General features: G+C 34.5%; 19 protein-coding genes and 1 pseudogene. 5 read left to right on the top strand and 15 right to left on the bottom strand.

Features of this window, described 5'->3' with window-relative positions:
- Nucleotides 1–109 precede the first annotated feature (109 nt).
- From BUA73_RS11005 to BUA73_RS10970, 8 genes are all read right to left on the bottom strand, one after another.
- Nucleotides 110–457 (bottom strand): histidine kinase dimerization/phospho-acceptor domain-containing protein, encoded by a 348-nt coding sequence (locus BUA73_RS11005; protein WP_341465315.1) that lies wholly within the window; start codon nucleotides 455–457, stop codon nucleotides 110–112.
- Nucleotides 454–1,116: an ATP-binding cassette domain-containing protein gene (locus BUA73_RS11000; protein ID WP_072904173.1), complete on the bottom strand. Its 663-nt coding sequence runs from the start codon at nucleotides 1,114–1,116 to the stop codon at nucleotides 454–456. The genes BUA73_RS11005 and BUA73_RS11000 overlap by 4 nt, the downstream gene beginning before the upstream one ends.
- A gap of 267 nt (nucleotides 1,117–1,383) precedes the next feature.
- On the bottom strand, nucleotides 1,384–2,790 hold the full coding sequence (locus BUA73_RS13740) for a hypothetical protein (protein WP_084672242.1): 1,407 nt from the start codon (nucleotides 2,788–2,790) through the stop codon (nucleotides 1,384–1,386).
- A 14-nt stretch (nucleotides 2,791–2,804) separates the two neighbouring features.
- Entirely contained in the window at nucleotides 2,805–3,650 is an 846-nt protein-coding gene (locus BUA73_RS10990; RefSeq protein WP_072904172.1) for an HNH endonuclease signature motif containing protein, read from the bottom strand.
- Nucleotides 3,651–3,894: 244 nt separating this feature from the next.
- Nucleotides 3,895–4,650, bottom strand: a complete 756-nt coding sequence (locus BUA73_RS10985; RefSeq protein WP_072904171.1) for an ABC transporter permease — start codon at nucleotides 4,648–4,650, stop codon at nucleotides 3,895–3,897.
- Entirely contained in the window at nucleotides 4,650–5,600 is a 951-nt protein-coding gene (locus BUA73_RS10980; protein ID WP_072904170.1) for an ABC transporter ATP-binding protein, read from the bottom strand. The genes BUA73_RS10985 and BUA73_RS10980 overlap by 1 nt, the downstream gene beginning before the upstream one ends.
- A 1-nt stretch (nucleotide 5,601) precedes the next feature.
- Entirely contained in the window at nucleotides 5,602–6,057 is a 456-nt protein-coding gene (locus BUA73_RS10975; RefSeq protein WP_072904169.1) for a GyrI-like domain-containing protein, read from the bottom strand.
- A 4-nt stretch (nucleotides 6,058–6,061) separates the two neighbouring features.
- On the bottom strand, nucleotides 6,062–6,928 hold the full coding sequence (locus BUA73_RS10970) for an AraC family transcriptional regulator (RefSeq protein WP_072904168.1): 867 nt from the start codon (nucleotides 6,926–6,928) through the stop codon (nucleotides 6,062–6,064).
- A gap of 191 nt (nucleotides 6,929–7,119) precedes the next feature.
- On the opposite strand from BUA73_RS10970, the gene tnpA reads away from it, so the two are divergent.
- The 3 genes from tnpA to BUA73_RS13810 all read left to right on the top strand — a co-directional run bounded on the left by tnpA (nucleotide 7,120) and on the right by BUA73_RS13810 (nucleotide 7,989).
- Nucleotides 7,120–7,308: an IS66 family insertion sequence element accessory protein TnpA gene (gene tnpA / locus BUA73_RS10965; RefSeq protein ID WP_072904167.1), complete on the top strand. Its 189-nt coding sequence runs from the start codon at nucleotides 7,120–7,122 to the stop codon at nucleotides 7,306–7,308.
- Between the two features lie 118 nt (nucleotides 7,309–7,426).
- Complete coding sequence (locus BUA73_RS14630) at nucleotides 7,427–7,717, top strand: DDE-type integrase/transposase/recombinase (RefSeq protein WP_093426702.1); 291 nt, start codon at nucleotides 7,427–7,429, stop codon at nucleotides 7,715–7,717.
- On the top strand, nucleotides 7,693–7,989 hold the full coding sequence (locus tag BUA73_RS13810; RefSeq protein WP_072904166.1) for an IS3 family transposase: 297 nt from the start codon (nucleotides 7,693–7,695) through the stop codon (nucleotides 7,987–7,989). Before BUA73_RS14630 ends, BUA73_RS13810 begins: the two co-directional genes overlap by 25 nt.
- Nucleotides 7,990–8,295: 306 nt before the next feature.
- On the opposite strand, the gene BUA73_RS10950 is transcribed toward BUA73_RS13810, so the two are convergent.
- A complete protein-coding gene (locus BUA73_RS10950) occupies nucleotides 8,296–9,090 on the bottom strand; it encodes a TIR domain-containing protein (protein ID WP_178139257.1) in 795 nt (264 codons plus the stop codon).
- A gap of 229 nt (nucleotides 9,091–9,319) precedes the next feature.
- Nucleotides 9,320–9,652, bottom strand: a complete 333-nt coding sequence (locus tag BUA73_RS14250; RefSeq protein WP_072904165.1) for a hypothetical protein — start codon at nucleotides 9,650–9,652, stop codon at nucleotides 9,320–9,322.
- Between the two features lie 188 nt (nucleotides 9,653–9,840).
- Here BUA73_RS14250 and BUA73_RS10940 point away from each other — a divergent pair, with 188 nt between their 5' ends.
- Both BUA73_RS10940 and BUA73_RS10930 read left to right on the top strand, forming a co-directional pair.
- Entirely contained in the window at nucleotides 9,841–11,166 is a 1,326-nt protein-coding gene (locus BUA73_RS10940; protein WP_072904164.1) for an IS1380 family transposase, read from the top strand.
- 361 nt (nucleotides 11,167–11,527) lie between these two features.
- A protein-coding gene (locus BUA73_RS10930; RefSeq protein ID WP_423230388.1) for an IS3 family transposase occupies nucleotides 11,528–12,678 on the top strand; the annotation gives its coding sequence in 2 pieces (ribosomal slippage) (nucleotides 11,528–11,768 and nucleotides 11,768–12,678; 1,152 coding nt in all).
- A gap of 687 nt (nucleotides 12,679–13,365) precedes the next feature.
- Here BUA73_RS10930 and BUA73_RS10925 read toward each other — a convergent pair.
- From BUA73_RS10925 to rlmD, 5 genes and pseudogenes are all read right to left on the bottom strand, one after another.
- The gene (locus tag BUA73_RS10925; protein ID WP_072904161.1) at nucleotides 13,366–13,854 is read right to left on the bottom strand and encodes a GNAT family N-acetyltransferase; all 489 of its coding nucleotides are present in this window, start codon (nucleotides 13,852–13,854) and stop codon (nucleotides 13,366–13,368) included.
- 56 nt (nucleotides 13,855–13,910) lie between these two features.
- Nucleotides 13,911–14,210, bottom strand: a pseudogene (locus tag BUA73_RS14575) (recombinase family protein).
- Between the two features lie 111 nt (nucleotides 14,211–14,321).
- Nucleotides 14,322–14,807 carry a recombinase family protein gene (locus BUA73_RS14395; RefSeq protein ID WP_242942376.1) on the bottom strand — a complete coding sequence of 162 codons (486 nt, stop codon included), beginning with the start codon at nucleotides 14,805–14,807 and terminating at the stop codon, nucleotides 14,322–14,324.
- Between the two features lie 52 nt (nucleotides 14,808–14,859).
- The gene (locus tag BUA73_RS10915) at nucleotides 14,860–15,621 is read right to left on the bottom strand and encodes a hypothetical protein (RefSeq protein ID WP_072904160.1); all 762 of its coding nucleotides are present in this window, start codon (nucleotides 15,619–15,621) and stop codon (nucleotides 14,860–14,862) included.
- 325 nt (nucleotides 15,622–15,946) lie between these two features.
- Nucleotides 15,947–17,308 carry a 23S rRNA (uracil(1939)-C(5))-methyltransferase RlmD gene (gene rlmD / locus BUA73_RS10910; protein ID WP_072904159.1) on the bottom strand — a complete coding sequence of 454 codons (1,362 nt, stop codon included), beginning with the start codon at nucleotides 17,306–17,308 and terminating at the stop codon, nucleotides 15,947–15,949.
- Between the last annotated feature and the right edge of the window lie 42 nt (nucleotides 17,309–17,350).

Raw genomic sequence — 17,350 nt, 5'->3', positions numbered from 1 at the left:
AAAACAGCAAACCTATTTGATTTACTGCTTCTCAAATTTTTATATTCAATTAGATAAATTGGGATTTATCTCTATTTCTTTTTTGAATTGTAATATTTACTTCCACAACCTATTGATTGGCTGCGGATAGAATGTAATTGGTACATTGCTGCTGTTCTGATGTCTGCTCTGTCTCATCAAGTAAAGCGGTGTTTCCGTGAATTATAGTAAGGGGCGTTTTAATATCGTGTGCCATAGCTGAAATTTGATCCCTCTTGTTTTTCTCCATTTTCCACTGACTCTCTAATGACTCTTTTAATGCAGCACGCATCTGATCAACAGAAAAAAGCATTTCGTCAATTTCAGTGATGCCACTGTGCTGTATTGTAAAATCAAGATCCTGATTTTGTATTTTTGCAGTGGCTTCTTTTGCAACTTCCAAACGACCTTTGAGTTGTTTTCTAAATACAGAACTCAGAAAAAAAATAATGAGGATTGTTCCAAAAAGGGTTTCGTCATATAATCGTCAGCACCTTCACTTAGACCATCAATCACATCATTTTCCATAGTTTGGGCAGTAAGGAAAATAATAGGGCAGTCTACCCTATTTCGAATCTCATGACATAGTTTCCTAAGTTCCTGTATACCTATTGAATCAAGGCCATTTGTGGGTTCATCAAGAATCAATAGTTTAGGACTATTTACCAAAGCAATTGCAATTCCAAGGCGCTGTTTCATACCCATAGAAAAATTGCCAGATTTCTTTTTTCCTGTATCCATAAGATCTACTATTTTCAATACTTCATCAATGCGTGTGTCTGGCAATCCGAAAAATCTAGTGCGTACCTTTAAGTTTTCCCGAGCCGTCAAATTTTCGTAAATAGGTGGATTTTCAATTAGCGCTCCAATCTTATTCAAATCATTACGTCTCCAAGTATGCCCGTCAAATTCGATCTTTCCAGAAGTCGGTCGAAGCATTCCAGTCATCATTTTTAGAATTGTTGATTTTCCCGCTCCATTTGGTCCAGGGAGCCCATAAATTGAGTTTTCCTCAACGGAAATGGAAATTCCATCTACCGCCTTTTGCTTTTTAAATGTTTTACAAAGATTATCTGTTTTTAAAATAATGTTATTCATATTACATTCTCCTTTCCTTATCTAAAATCAATTATAATTTGAAAGTTTAAGTATTTTATAAGGAAAGGGAAATAATAATTATAAATATTTTTAAAACTTTTCTTTTACTCTAACTCATAAGGTACTAACTCCCAATCTTCATTGTACCCTATACTTAAGTGACGGTTTATATTGTCTTTATTATCTTTGAAGCATTTAATGTTATGAAATTTCCGTAAAATTGCTTTAACACTATTTATAGTAACTCTATATTTACCACATAAACCATTACTCTTTTACCATAATATTTTTATCAAACAGTTCATTAATTCCATTCTTTATTTTCACATCTTCAAGACCATAATATTTTAATTGCATAGCATACAGAATATTTTCAAGGAATACCAAATCTAATAATGCTAGGCCAACAAACTCTTTGTCCAAATTTTCATGAGCAAAGTTATTTCTTTGCTGTGATAATCTCTCACCCATTTTGTAATAATCAAGCTCTTCTCCATTCAGATGATACAAATGCTTTCCAAATATATCTATTATCCCAATAAGTTTCTTTCCAACAAATGTTATTTTATTATTTAATGAACTTAATCCTATACTTTTTTGCATATATTTATAAATACTTTTAAGTTCTCCACTGCTTCTATCAATTATCTCCTGCAGTACCTGGCTAGCTTGCGCCTCAGCTTTCAATTTTGCATCTTTCTTTTTTACCCCTTCCGGAAAAATACGCCTAAACTCCCACTCAAAAGCTGCTGTAATCATTACAAAATTTGCGGCATCACTATGCCTACTTGCTTCATATGTTTCAGGTAAATGTCGCATATAGATTGTATTGGAAGCAATATCAGATAATATCTTTCCCTCAAAGCCATCAATATAGCATTGCCTAATATAACGCCCATCTTTTATGGTATTTTCTTCACATTGACTATAGTCATCTAAAATTTGCATTTTTGCGCATATATTATAGTTTTCATCGTCCATTAGTTCACTAAGTTCAACTGCATCAATAACAACATTCTGTCTATAGCATAAATACTGAACAAACAACTTTGCTATCCTATACAAGCGTAAAATGAAATCATAATCATCTGTAGATTCAAATTCAAAAATCATAATGGACGTCAGTTTTAGTGGTGCATCTTGTATGCCAATACTAACTCGTCTTCCAATACTAAAATGAACTGATACCGCCTTATCATTAACATTAAAAGTACTTTTATCCGTTATCGTTTTCTCATATTCAGTTGTTTGAATAGAAACTATTCCCTTCTGCGATTGCTCCTCATCATATATCACTGAAAATGCTTGTCCTACAGAATGAATAGCATTAATCTCTGGTCCTGTAAAATCAATCCTATTAATCATCTTTTTTTCAGTAGTGAACAGAATAACTGCTACCACTTTAACAAATAATACATAATTGTAATTTCCAATAGATGCTCCTTGTCTCATAATAAATATAATATTTTGTCCTGTTTCATTAATAGAGCCCTCAAGATAAGGACTATCCATAGTAAGTAAAGCTCCACCAGACAATTCCATTAGTTGCCATCTACGAACCTCTGACCTCTTATCTGCTGGCGGAATCAATCTAAGCTCCTGCTTGTCATAAACAAAGTCAAAACATATATCTTTGTACTTCAACTTACCAGAATAAATATTTAATTCTTCCAAACGATCACCTCCTCCTACAGATGCTGATTCAATACCAACCTCTGCTCTAATCCATTTTTGTATATGTAGATCAACCTGCGCCTATCAAATATAGGATTTGTGTCATGTATAACACTATGATGATTCGGACATACAATAATCTGATTACTTGCATCATTATTAAGGCTGGATACAAAATAATCAATATGGTGTGCCTCTACAATATGAGAGCCAAACTCTTCACCAATTAACTTACCGCATATCTGACAGCGATAACCATAAAGCAATTTCAGGTTATCACCTATCTTTTTGTTCAACTTACGTATTTTATCAATTCTTTCTGTTTCAATAATTGTAGAAGTCGAATCCTCAACATCATAGTTGAACGCTGCTTCCATTACTCGTTCCTTCTGACCAGAAACTGCTTGTCTTAATGAAATTATTTCATCTGCCACAATTGTCTCCAGAACATATGAATCATCATATTCTGTTGTATAAATAACAAGGTACTCCTTGTATTCTTCCGGCAACCTTATCATCGTTCTATCTCCAGGTTCACGCAATTCTCGTGTTTTCTTTATAAACTGATAACTCTTTGAAAAGTATGCCTGCAGTGCTTTTGCCAACTCACCATTCTTTGTATAACGTATTTGGAGTGTATCCTTTTTTCTCTTAAACTTTAGATCAAAATTGACATTTGTTATTTTGGCTTTATAAGATTTTCCATTCAAATAAAGCGTAATATCTTTTGACTCTCCCCTTTGCAAGAACCGTCCCATAATCTGCCCAAATACAACCTGATTATCAAAAGGCAAAGTTAACCCCTCATTTAACAATGACCAGTCCACTTCTTTTTTGTAGACGTAATTTTCTGTTGTCATTAAAGCTCCCCCCATTAATTATAAAGTTACACATAGGCTTAATAAACCACTGACTCTACTATTTTATTGGCTAGTTTTTCATACCAAACACAACAATTTAATTGTACACCTTTTCACGCTATTTTAACATATATGAAAACTTAATTTTGAAAAAGATTCATTGTGTTCAAAACATATATTTGTATTCTCTAGCTGTTATTTTGTTACTCACCATCCAATCCTAAGCTAATTAAAAGTTCCATGGTTATAATCTTGTTTCTTTTTTTAATCTGTGCAATGCCAAGGAAAAACTGATAAAGCACATAATCACAAGCAAAAGAAATACAAATGCAACATCACGTACAGCAATATTTTCCTGTAAAATCAAAGCTCTTAAGATGTTAATTACATGAGTAAATGGGTTTAGCTTAACTGCAATTGAAAGTCCTCCAGATAATCTATCTGCCGGAAATAATGCCGTGCTTAGAAAAAATATCGGCAAGACAATTGCATTCATAACGGTTTCGTAAATGACCTCATTGGGAAGGCAAAGGCTAATGGCATAAGTAATTCCTGACATAAAGAATGCCGTCATAAATACTAGCAAAGCAATGAGGAGAGCTCCTGCAAGCCCAGAAGCAATTTTTACAGAGAAGAAGAGACTGACAATGCACATAATAGCAACTTCAATAAAAGTACATAATACCGCTTCTAATACTTGTCCGAGTACAATTGAGCTTCTTTGAACCGGGGCAATCAACACCCTGTAAAAACTCCCATCGGTTTTCATAAGATAATTCATAATACCGCTGCTGCTGCATGCTCCAAAACTTACAAGTACAACTAGCCCAGGAAGAATAAAGGCCGTATAGTTTTCAATTCCAATACCCTGCATGGACTGTGCGGCAACGGCACTATATAAAACCAGCCAAAGTATAGGCTGTAAAATTGTCATTACAATGGTAAAAGGGTTGTGAAATCGCCATTTTATATTGCGCTGAAGTAGAGTAAAAACATCCATTAGCTGACCTCCTTACCATCTTCGCTGGTTAGCCTGACAAAAACATCTTCCAAGGTAGGCTGCATAATTTCTATACCCAAGAAAGGAATGTTATGATCAAGAAGCCATCGATTGGCTTTTTCTAAATCAATATGTCCATTTGTTAAGTCGGTAATGATTTTATCATGACACAAGTTAGATTCTTTTATCCCAATAAGGCTTTTTAACGGCTCAAAACAGTTTTTGGCTTGTTCTTTCGATGCAAAGCTGATTTTCAGCATATCCTGTCGTAAATATTCTCTGAGAGCCCGAGGAGTACCTTGAAGTATCTCTTTCCCATTCTTCATAATGCATATGGTATCGCTTAACTGGTCAGCTTCCTCTAAATAATGAGTTGTCAAAAAAATTGTTGTTCCAAAATCATTTCTAATTTTTTTCATCATGTCCCACATTACCATACGTGATTGAATGTCCATACCAACGGTTGGCTCATCCAAGAATAGTATTTTGGGATTTGACATCATATTGAGTGCAATATCAAGGCGCCTCTTTACCCCACCGGAATAAGAGGCAACAGGATATTTCAAATATTGCTCTAAACCAAAACAAGAAATTAGTGTTTTCATACGTTTTTGGGCTTCCAGTTTAGGCACCTTATAGAGCTTGCTTTGAAACATCATATTTTCTGTAAGGGACAAGTGCGTATCAATTGATGTCTGCTGTGCTACACAAGATATTTGTGTACGAATTTCAGAGGCTTCCCTATAAACATCTTTTCCAAACATGGTAACAACACCAGAGGTAGGCGCAAGATAAGTGGTCAGTATATGAATAAGCGTTGATTTTCCAGCACCATTTTGTCCTAGGAGGGAGAAAATTTCCCCCTCCTTTACTGATAAACTAAGACCATTTAATGCCTTTACACCGTTCTTATACCTTTTTATTAAATTTTCAGTTTTAATAGCCATCATATTATTCCTCCTTAATTGGGAACAAAATTTCTGTAATATATTTATCAGGATTTCCTTTTATAAACATTCCAGGCCCTTTAATGAAAACCTCTCTAAACGGTGGCTGCAATTGTAGGTTATGGCTCTTAGCGTATTGGTCTATTTCACCATAGGCTTTATATATAGTTTCATAAGAACCTACATGAGGAACGCTAACTGCCTTGATACGCGGCATTTCTTTTACTTCAATTCCATTTTCATAAGGTGTCTGAGCGGTTGGTACACATATATCCATTTCCCCCATTCTTGTTTCAGAGTCCATGACGTAATAAGAGATAAACGGTGCCCCATTCGCTTTTCCTCGAATAGCCTTAAAAATATTGGGGAAAACTTTATTTGCTCCGGTTGCAATGCCCTTGTATCTCATAAAGGCAATTCGAATGGGTTCAATATCTCTGATTTCAATTTGGTATTCCATTTTTTTAATTCTCCTTTTCCTTTTTTACAGCAATCCATACTTCAGAATGCCCCTGTTGCGGTTTTCCTTCACTGATTGGATATACTTCTATGTCCGGCAACTCAGCATAAGTATAGCCTGAGAAGGGAAGCCATTCTGTAAGAAAACGTCTAAAAATATTCTGAATGGACTCTTTAAAATGTCCTTCACTTTCAAATATTACCCATGTTGCTGCCGGAATTTTATACTCAAACATTCCTTCAGAAACATGCTGATCTGTTGCAGCTGCAATATAATAGTAAATATTATTTGGATTTTCATAAACAGTAATACCTAGCACTACACCCGGAATTTTATTAGACAGCTTGCAGACTTCTGTAAATCGATTATCTTGCAACGCACTGTTCCAAAAATGCGGCACTAGTTTTTGGTTTTCATTCACATCCTCTGTTAATGGAATGCGGATACCTACAATTCGCATAGCCTCTTTTTCTTCCATACGATATGGCACAGCATCACCTCCTGTAACTTTAACGGAAAACTTAATAGGTGGATACGCATTAAGCACGCTCCCCTCCAATTTAGCAGCTGATGGAGAAATTCCATGAACGCTCTGAAATGCCCGATTAAAAGATGTCGGGGAATTGTAGCCGTATTTCAGTGCAACATCCATTATCTTTATATCTGTAGATTGCAATTCAAAGCCGGCCTGTGTCATTCTCCTGCGGCGAATATATTCAGATAATGGAATACCGGCTACATAGGTAAACATGCGTCTGAAATAATAAGACGAGCAACACGCTATTTTTGCTGCTTCCTCACATGAAATCTCCTTATTCAAGTTTTTTTCGATATAATCAATAGCACGGCTTAATTCCTTTAGCCACTCCATTTCTTCACCCCCTTGTAAAAATCATACTATACAAAATAAATTTATTCCTCGCTTTTTGTGTCCTCTTTTGTAAACATTATTATATATCAATAAAACTGCTTTTGAGCGTAAGAGTCAAAAATTAAATAACTAGAACTTCTATCCTCCCATTGATAAACTTAAGTAAAAGATTATTTGTTGGAGGATTGCCTATGTATAAAAAATTAGATAACAAGGCTTGGGAGGAATATTTAAATAACTTTGACGCTATTAAAGATACAATAACAGTAAGAGGTTTCTGTGAAGAAAACAACCTTAGTAAGAGTCAATTTTATTATCATAAAAAAAGAGTAGAAAAAGTAGCCAAGGTAAAGATCCTGTTTTTCAAGATATCCCTTTGAATTGTAAGGTTCATAATATGGACGAAAACAAGATTACATCAAAAGAAGTAAAAGAAAAAATATAAACCAATTAAAGCAGATGAAACTGCGAGAACAACCTGGCTAGAGATTTTTTTGCATCAGATATAATGAAAAATGGGCAACAGATGTAACTGAATTCAAAGTGCCAGGTAAAAAGAAGAGGTTTTATTTAAGTACCATCATCGATTTGTATAACCGTTATCCTGTTTCGCATGTTATAAACTGCAGAAATGATAATCCGTTAGTATTTAAAGCATTTGATAAAGCAATAGCTGCTAATCCTGTTGCAAAATCTCTGTTTCATTCAGATCGAGGATTTCAATATACAAGCAAAGTATTTCAAAGAGGCTTGTTGATAACGAAATGGAACAATCTATGCCAAGAGTAGGTCATTACATTGATAATGGTCCGACAGAAGAATTCTTGGGAATAATTAAGACTGAAATGTATCAAATGTATGATATCACGGATGAAGCATCTTTAAGATTAGCAATTAATGATTACATACGTTTCTATTCAACTGAGCGTCCTCAAGATCGTTATCACTGCAAGACACCTTTAGAAGTCAGAATGGAGGCATTACACACAACTGTTCCAGAGCAGCGCCCTATACAAGAAAATAAACGAGTCAAGAAATATAAAGAAAAATGGTTTGTATAGAAATACAACCACACAGCTTAACACTGTATGGTTGTATACTACACTTTGTTTTAGATATTTGCCTGTCTACCTGACAGGGGGCAAATCAATCAATATGCCTTACTAGGATATCTTAATACTGTTTGTGAGGTTGTTAAATACACCAAAACTTTGACACTTACGTTTATAGCCTTGTTATTGACATCATCATCTACCATCTAGGTAACCTCCTTTCTGGGGAAAATAAAAAAATCGGCCCAGATTTTCAGGTCTGAACCGCTAAAACTATAACTTTATATACCTACTTATAATTCCTATTAGTATTTATCATTTGAATAATTTGTTAAAATCAATAGAGTAACCATACGCATTTAATTCTTTAGCAATTTCTGTTTTCCATGCACCATTGGAATCATAACTTACATAAACAACTCCTGATATATCATTAGGTTTTTCAACAGTTTCTTTGACAAGTGCAACTACATTCTTTCTTCCGATTTTTCCAATTAAATACCCATGTTCAAACACAACATTTTGTCTTGCACGAAAATTCAAATCTATCGGTTCTTTAGCTACTCCGCCCTTGTCGCATGGTGTATATAATACTATCCCAAAGCCAACATTTGAATAACGTTCTATTTTTTCTATAATGGTGTCTCCACTACTCGATTGTTCATGTAATATAATCGGTTCTAATCCAAGGTTTTCTAAAAACCTAGCTACTTCATTTTTTATCCCATCATCATGCCCATGAACAATAAAAATCTTTTTACCGCTTATAGAAGGGTTTTCTTGTTCAATCACTGGAGAAGAAAAAAATTTTTCATATTCTTCTTTATTATCGCTAATATCTTTAATGATTTTATCTACTTTTATTTTATTTTCCCTATGTACTTCTTTATAAAAAACATATCCGTTTGTCTGAATATTTGACATGTTTTTACTATACCAATCTGAAATTTTTATACAGCAAAACTCAAGAACTTCGAAGTTAAGATTATCTTGTTCAAGCCCCTCTTTCAAAGTTTTATTAGGAATACTAATATTAGGGTTACTAGTATATTCACTGATATTCCCGATAATCGCTAATAGTTCTATTTTTAAAATCTTATAGTTTATCATTTCTTCCTCCTGGTAATCTTATATAATCAAACTAATTATTAACTAAAAAAATATTCACCAATAAATCATATTATTGTCTATCACTATTTTGTTTCAATACCTACTGGAACACTAATATAATCTTTTTTAACTTTATTTCAAGTTTTATTACCCTCTTTTATAATGATAATATACCTCTAAAAGTGCTTTCTTCTCATGCACTGCTCACAACAATTAGACTCTAATTACTCTAAGCAATGCATGAATTATATTTGGTTAAAGTTTCTGAAACCCTTGATTTTATAACATATATTGCACCCATCACTATTATGACACGTTCCCCAGTTGGCATAACAATTGTTGCTACTTCCTTACTTACACTCCAATGTGATTTAATAGCATAAAGTGCACCCAATTGTGGACTTCTTAGCCCTTCAATATTTCGTTCTATATCCTCTTGCTTATAATTGAATGAATCATACCATGAGTTTATAACTTTATCAGGAGCAACAAATATTGACTTATTATTTAATACTTGTTGATAAACTTTGTTTTTTCCTATTTTACACTGTAAAGTTGACATTTTATTAACCTCTTTATTAAATAACCTGAATTATTCATAAGAGCCAACCCAATCATGGCGGAAGCCTGCAATTGTTAGCTTTTATCTATATTTTCAAATTCACCTATTAAGTGATATAGAAAAAGAACCAAACTTTTGTTAAAATTATAGGTAACTAATCCAAATAGAAACAAAAGAGAGGTTCTTATATGGATATTTTAAACACTAAATCACTAGAAAGCAATAGTAAAATTAAAATAAATTTTGCCGGAGGCGATTTGACCTCCGACGCAGGTCTTCTTTTAATCAAGGAATTCATTAATAAACTGGGATTTGTTAAACTTCTCAAATCAGAGTTTAAAACTAAAGATAATGCTAGTTTTCGTTATCATAAGGATGCTGAAAATTTGCTACAAATGATTTATCAAATTATTATGGCCTATTTTCAGGATGATTGTGCAGATGAACTTACCACAGAACCAGTATTCACGGCAATACTGGAAAAGAATACACTTGCTTCGCAACCAACTCTATCTAGATTTTTTAATAGAATGGATGAGTCTACTTTAAACCAATTTCATGAACTTATGACTAAATTTCGCGAAATTGTGTATACAGTCAAAACTCCTGAGCTAATGCTCCTTGATTTAGATTCTACACTTCTTAATACCTATGGACATCAAGAAGGCGAAGACTTCAATTTTCATTATCAAAGTCATGGTTATCATCCATTAGTTTGTTACGATGGCATCACTGGAGATTTATTGAAAATTCAACTGCGTGACGGAACTGATTACTCGTCAACAGGTGTTGTAGAATTTTTACAACCACTTTTAATGGAATTTCAAAATAATTATCCTGATATTCCACTACTCCTTAGAGGTGATAGTGGATTTACAAAACCAGAACTTTACGAGCAATGTGAAGTCAATGGTGTTTCTTACGTGATTCGTTTAAAAGAAAACAAACTGCTACGAAAATTAGCAGATCATATTGATGAACGTCTAACAGATGCCACTAAAAATGATATGTGTTCTTATGCTGTTCAATATGGAGAATTCATGTATCAATCTGGTTCATGGAAATATCCACGACGAGTGGTGTGCAAAGTAGAAAAACCATATGGACAATTTATCCACATGTATACATTTATAGTGACTAATATGGAGTCCTCGCCAGCGCAGCTAATAAAGTTTTACTGCAAACGTGGTACAATGGAAAACTTTATTAAAGAAAGTAAGAATGGCTTTGATTTTGCTGCCGTTAGCAGTTCTTCTAAAATTGTTAATGCAAATCGTGTTCAAGTGCATGCTCTCGCATATAACATATTTAATTGGTTTAAACGTCTAGTTTTACCCATTAGTATCCGTAGGCAGTTAGTAGATACCATCCGCTTAAAGTTATTAAAGATTGCAGCGAAGGTAGTACATTCAGCAAGGTATATAACTTTCAAATTATGTAGCAGTTGTCCATATAAAACTGAATTCTACGAAACCTTGAATAATATCAGAGGGCTACGCCCAAAGCTTGAGTAAGCGCTTTTGACGATCTTTGATAGTTAAAAAATGGTAATATATAATAGTCCTAGGGTTACTATACCCTTTTTTAGGCGTGTATACAAATATTAACATGGTTATAAATTAAAAAACTTAAAATAAAACTATTTGTGCTAGTTTTTAATGTTCATGAATAATTCGGGAATAATATTTATTTTCTACACTTAAATACTTTAGTCATTAAATCTTATACTTCTTAATAATATATTGACTATAATATTCTACAAATTATTGATTATACCTTCTTATTTTACCAAATATCCTTTGACCTGATATAATTAAGTTGTAACACCTCTGTCTAATTAATGATATAATCAAATTAGAGAAAAGAGGTAGACTAATGAGTAAATATGAACAAGAATTTAAGGACAAGATAATACGCCAACATCTTAGTGATGGAAGGACTCTTGCGAGCCTTTCAAAGGAATATGGAGTAAACAAAGCTACAATATGTAATTGGGTAAAAGTATACCGTGAAGAATGCCAAGAAGATCCTACTAAAAACGAAGAAAAAGACTATTTCAAAGAAAATTTGCTATTAAAGAAGCAGCTCGAAGAGCTTGAAAAAGAAAATAAATTCTTAAAAAAAGCAGCGGCATTCTTCGCGAAGGAAATAGACTAAGTGTATATACTTTTATCAAAAACTATAAATCAGAATTTGGTGTAAGGTGGCTACTAAAAAAATTCAACTTATCTCCAAATGCTTACTATAACTTCCTTAAAAATAGGAGGTCTAAGTACCATACCCAAAAACAAGCTACGCTTGGCAAAATCAATGAAATTTTTCATAAAACCAACGGAGTTGTTGGCTATAGAATCATGAAAATATTCCTTCAAAGGCAAGGCTTTAATTATAGCTATCAGACTGTGCATAAGTATATGAATAAAGAACTTAAGCTCCACTCAATAATAAGAAGAAAGAAACCTCCGTATATCAAGGGCGATGCCCATAAAGTGTTTCCTAATCTATTAAATCAGGATTTCAGTGTACAATCACCCAACACCGTATGGTGTACTGATTTTACATATATGTACCTTCAAAATGGGAAAACACGTTATAATTGCTCTATTCTAGATCTTTATGATAGATCTATAGTTTCTACCTTAAATAGCAAAGAAATTAATGCGGAGCTAGCAATAAATACATTAAAAACCGCTTTAAAGAAAGTGGGTAAAATAAGCAATAAAATTATTCTACACAGTGATCAAGGACGTCAATATACTTCCAAAGATTTCACGGAGTTTTGCGCTAGTAATAATGTGGTTCAAAGCATGAGCAAAGCTGGGTGCCCTTATGATAATGCTCCCATGGAAAGATATTTTAATACATTCAAGAACGAGTTTCTAAATCTATATAACTTTAAAACAGATGAATCTTTAAATAATGCTGTATATGATTTTTCATATACCTGGTATAACCATGTGAGACCTCATTCTTTCAATGGAGGACTAACACCGTTTGAAGCTAGGTATTCTATGAAATCTTTTTAGACAAAAGTGTTACAATTTTGCTTGACCACAACACTTATAGTCTTTTATTATACTTACGTTTACTAGTAGATTTCTTAAGTATTCAATTTATAAAACACAAAAGACCATGAAGTTTCAGCCATACTCGCTCTCTTCATAGTCTTTTTCTGTTTTGTATAAATTTATAATAACGTGACCCCTTACAGCATATCAAATTCCAACTCTTACTTTTACACCATTAATTGGCTCTTTATTTTTAAAATCATTACCTTGTGCGGTAAAGTGAATGAATTCACGGATTATAAGGTATCTTTGCGGCGTATTCCTACTACCACCTCAGTCGTAGATTGCTTCCACTCAAACTTAGCTATCACTCGTTTTTGTGGGCAATCCTAACATGAGTCGTACTAATTACTTACTTCATCGCTCCGCTCTTCGTAAGTAAGTTACGACTTCAATATGAAGTTTTTAGGCTAATTTACACTATCGTAAAAACACAGCAAAAATGCTGTGTTTATGCTGGTTTGATATCCAACCTGTCCTCTTTATAAATAACTTCCGAGTAGGCTATTTTATTTCTTCATTGCTTTGAGCTATATTTTTTTCCTTGGTTGCCTGGTAGTGTGTCTTGCTTATGTTGCTAAACTGGTTTATTAAGATGTAAGCCGCTTTGGCTTCCTATAATTCGTCTATTAAGAAAACTCCGAACTATATTTCAAGGGCATATTCGCTTACATGCCCCCTAAAGTCTCCATAACTATTAATTATTCCACTACCTACTTTTTTAAATCCAATTCTCTCATGAAGTTTGATAGAGGGTATATTTTTATTTGCAATATGTACAAATACCCTTTCATTAGTTGTCTCTCGTAAAATACGAATACCTTCTATAACTATAGACTTTCCTATACCTTTTCTCCTTTCATTAGGTATCACTTCCAATCCTTCTATCAACCACTTATTGTCGCAAAACGGAGTCTTCCAAAGCCTTGCGACACCTATAATATTATTTTGCTCTTGAGCGATAATTGTAAGTTTCTCTCCTGGTATTTTATCTGAAAACCAACTTTTCCACCATTTAACACAGTCATCAAAGTTTTCTGGCTCAGAATAAGTCAAAACGTGTGATAATTGTTCTATTACCTGTTTGTCTGCATCTGTCTGTTCAACTCTTTTGATATATACTAAACCAACCATAGTTCTCCCCCCTGTGATCCGCCATAAAATACAATTGCGACCTATATCTTAACTATTTACTTTTTCGAACTGTATTTTTTGCCTTTTCGCTTACTTCGGTGCTGTTTTTCAATCTGCGCCGCTTGAAATGTTTCCTTAGAGATTATCGCCGGACTGTTGTCTTCAGCCAAATAACATGCGCTATGCTCTCCGTTGTCCAACAGCCGCACATTGCCTATATACTTTTCATTACTGAGCATTACGTCAATTGTTCTCTTGGGTCATGTAGCCTTTCCTGTAGGAGGCTTGATCCCTAGCCGCTCCAGTTCTTTCACAATACCTAAAACACTTTTACCCTGAAGATAGAGGTTAAATATCAGGCGGACATTTTTAGCTTCTTTCTCATCAATTACAAGATTACCATTTTCATCATTGGAATATCCATAACATTTTCTATTATATAGCTTTGAAGTGCCTTGTGCAGCACATTATTTAATTCCCCACTTAATGTTATCGCTACGTGATTCATTCTCTGCCTGAGCAATTGACTCTATTATGGAGACCATAAGGGTGCTGTCTGTATCAGCTGTATCAAGTTGTTCCTGTTCAAATATAACACGAACGTCGAGAATCCTTAGCTGGTTCAACGCATCAAGAATCTCTACTGTCTCTCGTCCAAATCTGCTGATACTCTTGGTTAGGATAATTTCTAAATCATGCGACTGACAATCCTTCAGCATACAATTAAACTCTTTTCGAGAAGAGCCCGTCTTGCTTGAAGCAATATCAATATATCCATCTACTAATAACCATTTGGGATTAACTGCTGTTAATCTTGTTAGCGCTGATACTTGGGCGGTAAGACTTTTCAATTGATCAGCACTGTTTGTACTCACACGACAGTAAATACCAACTCGTTTTTCTCTCTTTGGAGGTAATTGTGGTATGAAATGAATTGTTTTATTATCAGCCATGACAATACCTCCTTGATTTCAAGTTCATTGAAAAATATAAAAGTTTGGTTTTTTAATCTATTTTTCTCCATTTTAAATTCAGCGCTTTGATAAACGAACCTGTATAATTTAAATCCTCTTTATCCAAAGCGTCATCTGCCCAAAAAATACATTCATCTTTAACGAATAAGCATGCGCTAAAGATTTCTCGGCTATAGTTTTCCTGTGTGGGCCTTAAATTCATGGATATCAGACCCTCAAAGCACAGTTCGACAACACCATACCATCCGGAATTATCGAAGGTTACAGTCAAACTCCTTTCACTATAACCCTCGATATACTGTATTTTATCAAGTGTTGAATCATGAAATCCTGCAAACACTTTAAAAAACTCGTCCGCATCGCTTTGCGTCTTTATATATGTCCATTGATCAGTATCACATGGTTCCCTTACTTGAATAGAACAATTGCTCTTTGGCACGATCCTAGCTCTAAGAATTTTCAGCATAAAATCATAGTCCTGATACAACTCATCATATCCGCAATACTGTTTTATAAAAGCATTTATACCATTGCTCTTAAAGTAACGATTAAGCTTTAATACATTTACTTTATCATATGTCACCCATTCATTTCTATCGGAATTGATTACCTCTATCAATGGCAGTAGCACACTCTGGTCCTTGCTTTCTTTATCCAGATAATCCACTAATTCGAACGCGTCCTCTCTTGGGTTGTATACGATATTGCGCTCATAATACCCAATATCAAGTTTGCCATAAATGATAGATTTATAAAAAATTCCAGTCTTTTTATCAAACACACGCGCAAACATTATCTTCAACCTCCTTTGTACCATGACTAATAAACATATTAGCATATTTCAGCTATGTTGATTAGCCTATTCTACAACCTTTTAACCCCAACATTCAGCCTGACCACACAACCCCGACAAAATAAAAAACATCTAAATCGACCACTCATGAACACCCACCATCTATCCTAACCATTCGTCAAGCACCGACATCTAAATAGCTCTCTCGCAAACGTTTTAGCCTATTTAGATATGTTAAAATGAAGCAAAAAACACACGATTTCCTCGATCCTATTTTTTAATTCCAAAATACACAAATGGCTTATATACTTGGCTTTCTACGCCCCTACTTTTTTACCCTTCTTATCAATGCTACCGTCTCCACGTGAGGTGTGTGTGCGAACATGTCTTTGCCTCGTACTTTTTCTATTACATATCCTTGTTCTGTGAGATATTTTAAGTCTTCCACTAGGGTTTTTGGGTTGCAGGATACATAGATGATGTTTTTGGGGTTGAATTTCACTACGTACTGCAAGGCTACCGGGTGTACACCTGGTCTTGGTGGATCTAGGATTATTGTATCTGGTGATGCTTCTATGGTGTTGATGGTTTTTGCCACGTCTCCTGCTATGAATTCGCAGTTTGTTAGGTTATTTAGGGCTGCGTTTTCTTTGGCTGCTTCTACGGCTTCTTCTATGAGCTCTATGCCGATAACTTTCTTTGCTTTTGGTGCCACGATTTGGCCTATGGTTCCTGTGCCACAGTATAGGTCGAATACTACTTTGTCCTCTGTATCCCCAAGGAAGTCGCGGACTATTTTGTATAGTTCCTCTGCTGCCAAGGTGTTGGTTTGAAAGAAGGAGAATGGACTAATCTTGAATTTCAAGCCCAACAATTCTTCGTATATGTATGGCACGCCGTATAATACTTCTACTTTTTCTGGGATAACTGCATCACTAAAGGAGTCATTGCTGGTGTGTAGAATGCCTGCTATAGTTCCTTCGTATTGCTGATTTAATATAAGTTCTTTGTATTCTCTAAGGTCAAAGTCCACTTGAGTTGTGGTCACGAGGTTTACGAGAATTTCACCTGTTCTCTTGCTCTTTCGAATTACAAAATGGCGCAAATACCCTTCCCTCTTCATGACTTTGTATGGTGAGAATCCTTTTTCTCTAAAGTAATGCATGGTGATGCTCTGTAGCTTTCTAAAATCGCTGTCCATGATCATGCATGGTTCTGTGCTTACTATGGAAAATCCTCTATTCTTCACGTGCATGCCTAAGGTAAGCTGGCCGCCCTTTTCCATGTCGCCAAAGGTGAATTCCATTTTATTTCTGTACTCGAAGATGGCTGGACTCTTTTCCACTCCTTCATAATTAAAATCTGTAAAGCCTGCATTTCTGAATAATCTTTTTAGCTGTTCATCTTTAAACTCTACTTGTTTTTCATAGGGAATGTCCTGACATGCACAGCCGCCACATAGATCTGTTATGGGACATTTAGGCTCTATCTGGTATGGTGCTTTCTCTAGAATTTCTAAAAGCTTTGCCTCCACTCTAGATGTACCTTTCTTATTAACTTTTGCTCTGACTTTTTGCATAGGATATGCACCCTTTACATGGACTCTAGTGTCTTCGTATTTTGCAAGTCCTATGGCTGGGAATGCCGTTCCTTCTATATTAAATTCGTATTCTTTTCCTTTTTTCATATATTATCTCCATTCCGTGTTTTTTCATATCTAGTCTATCAT

It is taken from the genome of Hathewaya proteolytica DSM 3090 (genome assembly GCF_900142225.1).
GTDB classification, from domain to species: Bacteria; Bacillota; Clostridia; order Clostridiales; family Clostridiaceae; genus Hathewaya; species Hathewaya proteolytica.
The sequence above is the reverse complement of the archived record's forward strand: the minus strand, read 5'-3'. Positions and strand labels throughout refer to the sequence as shown.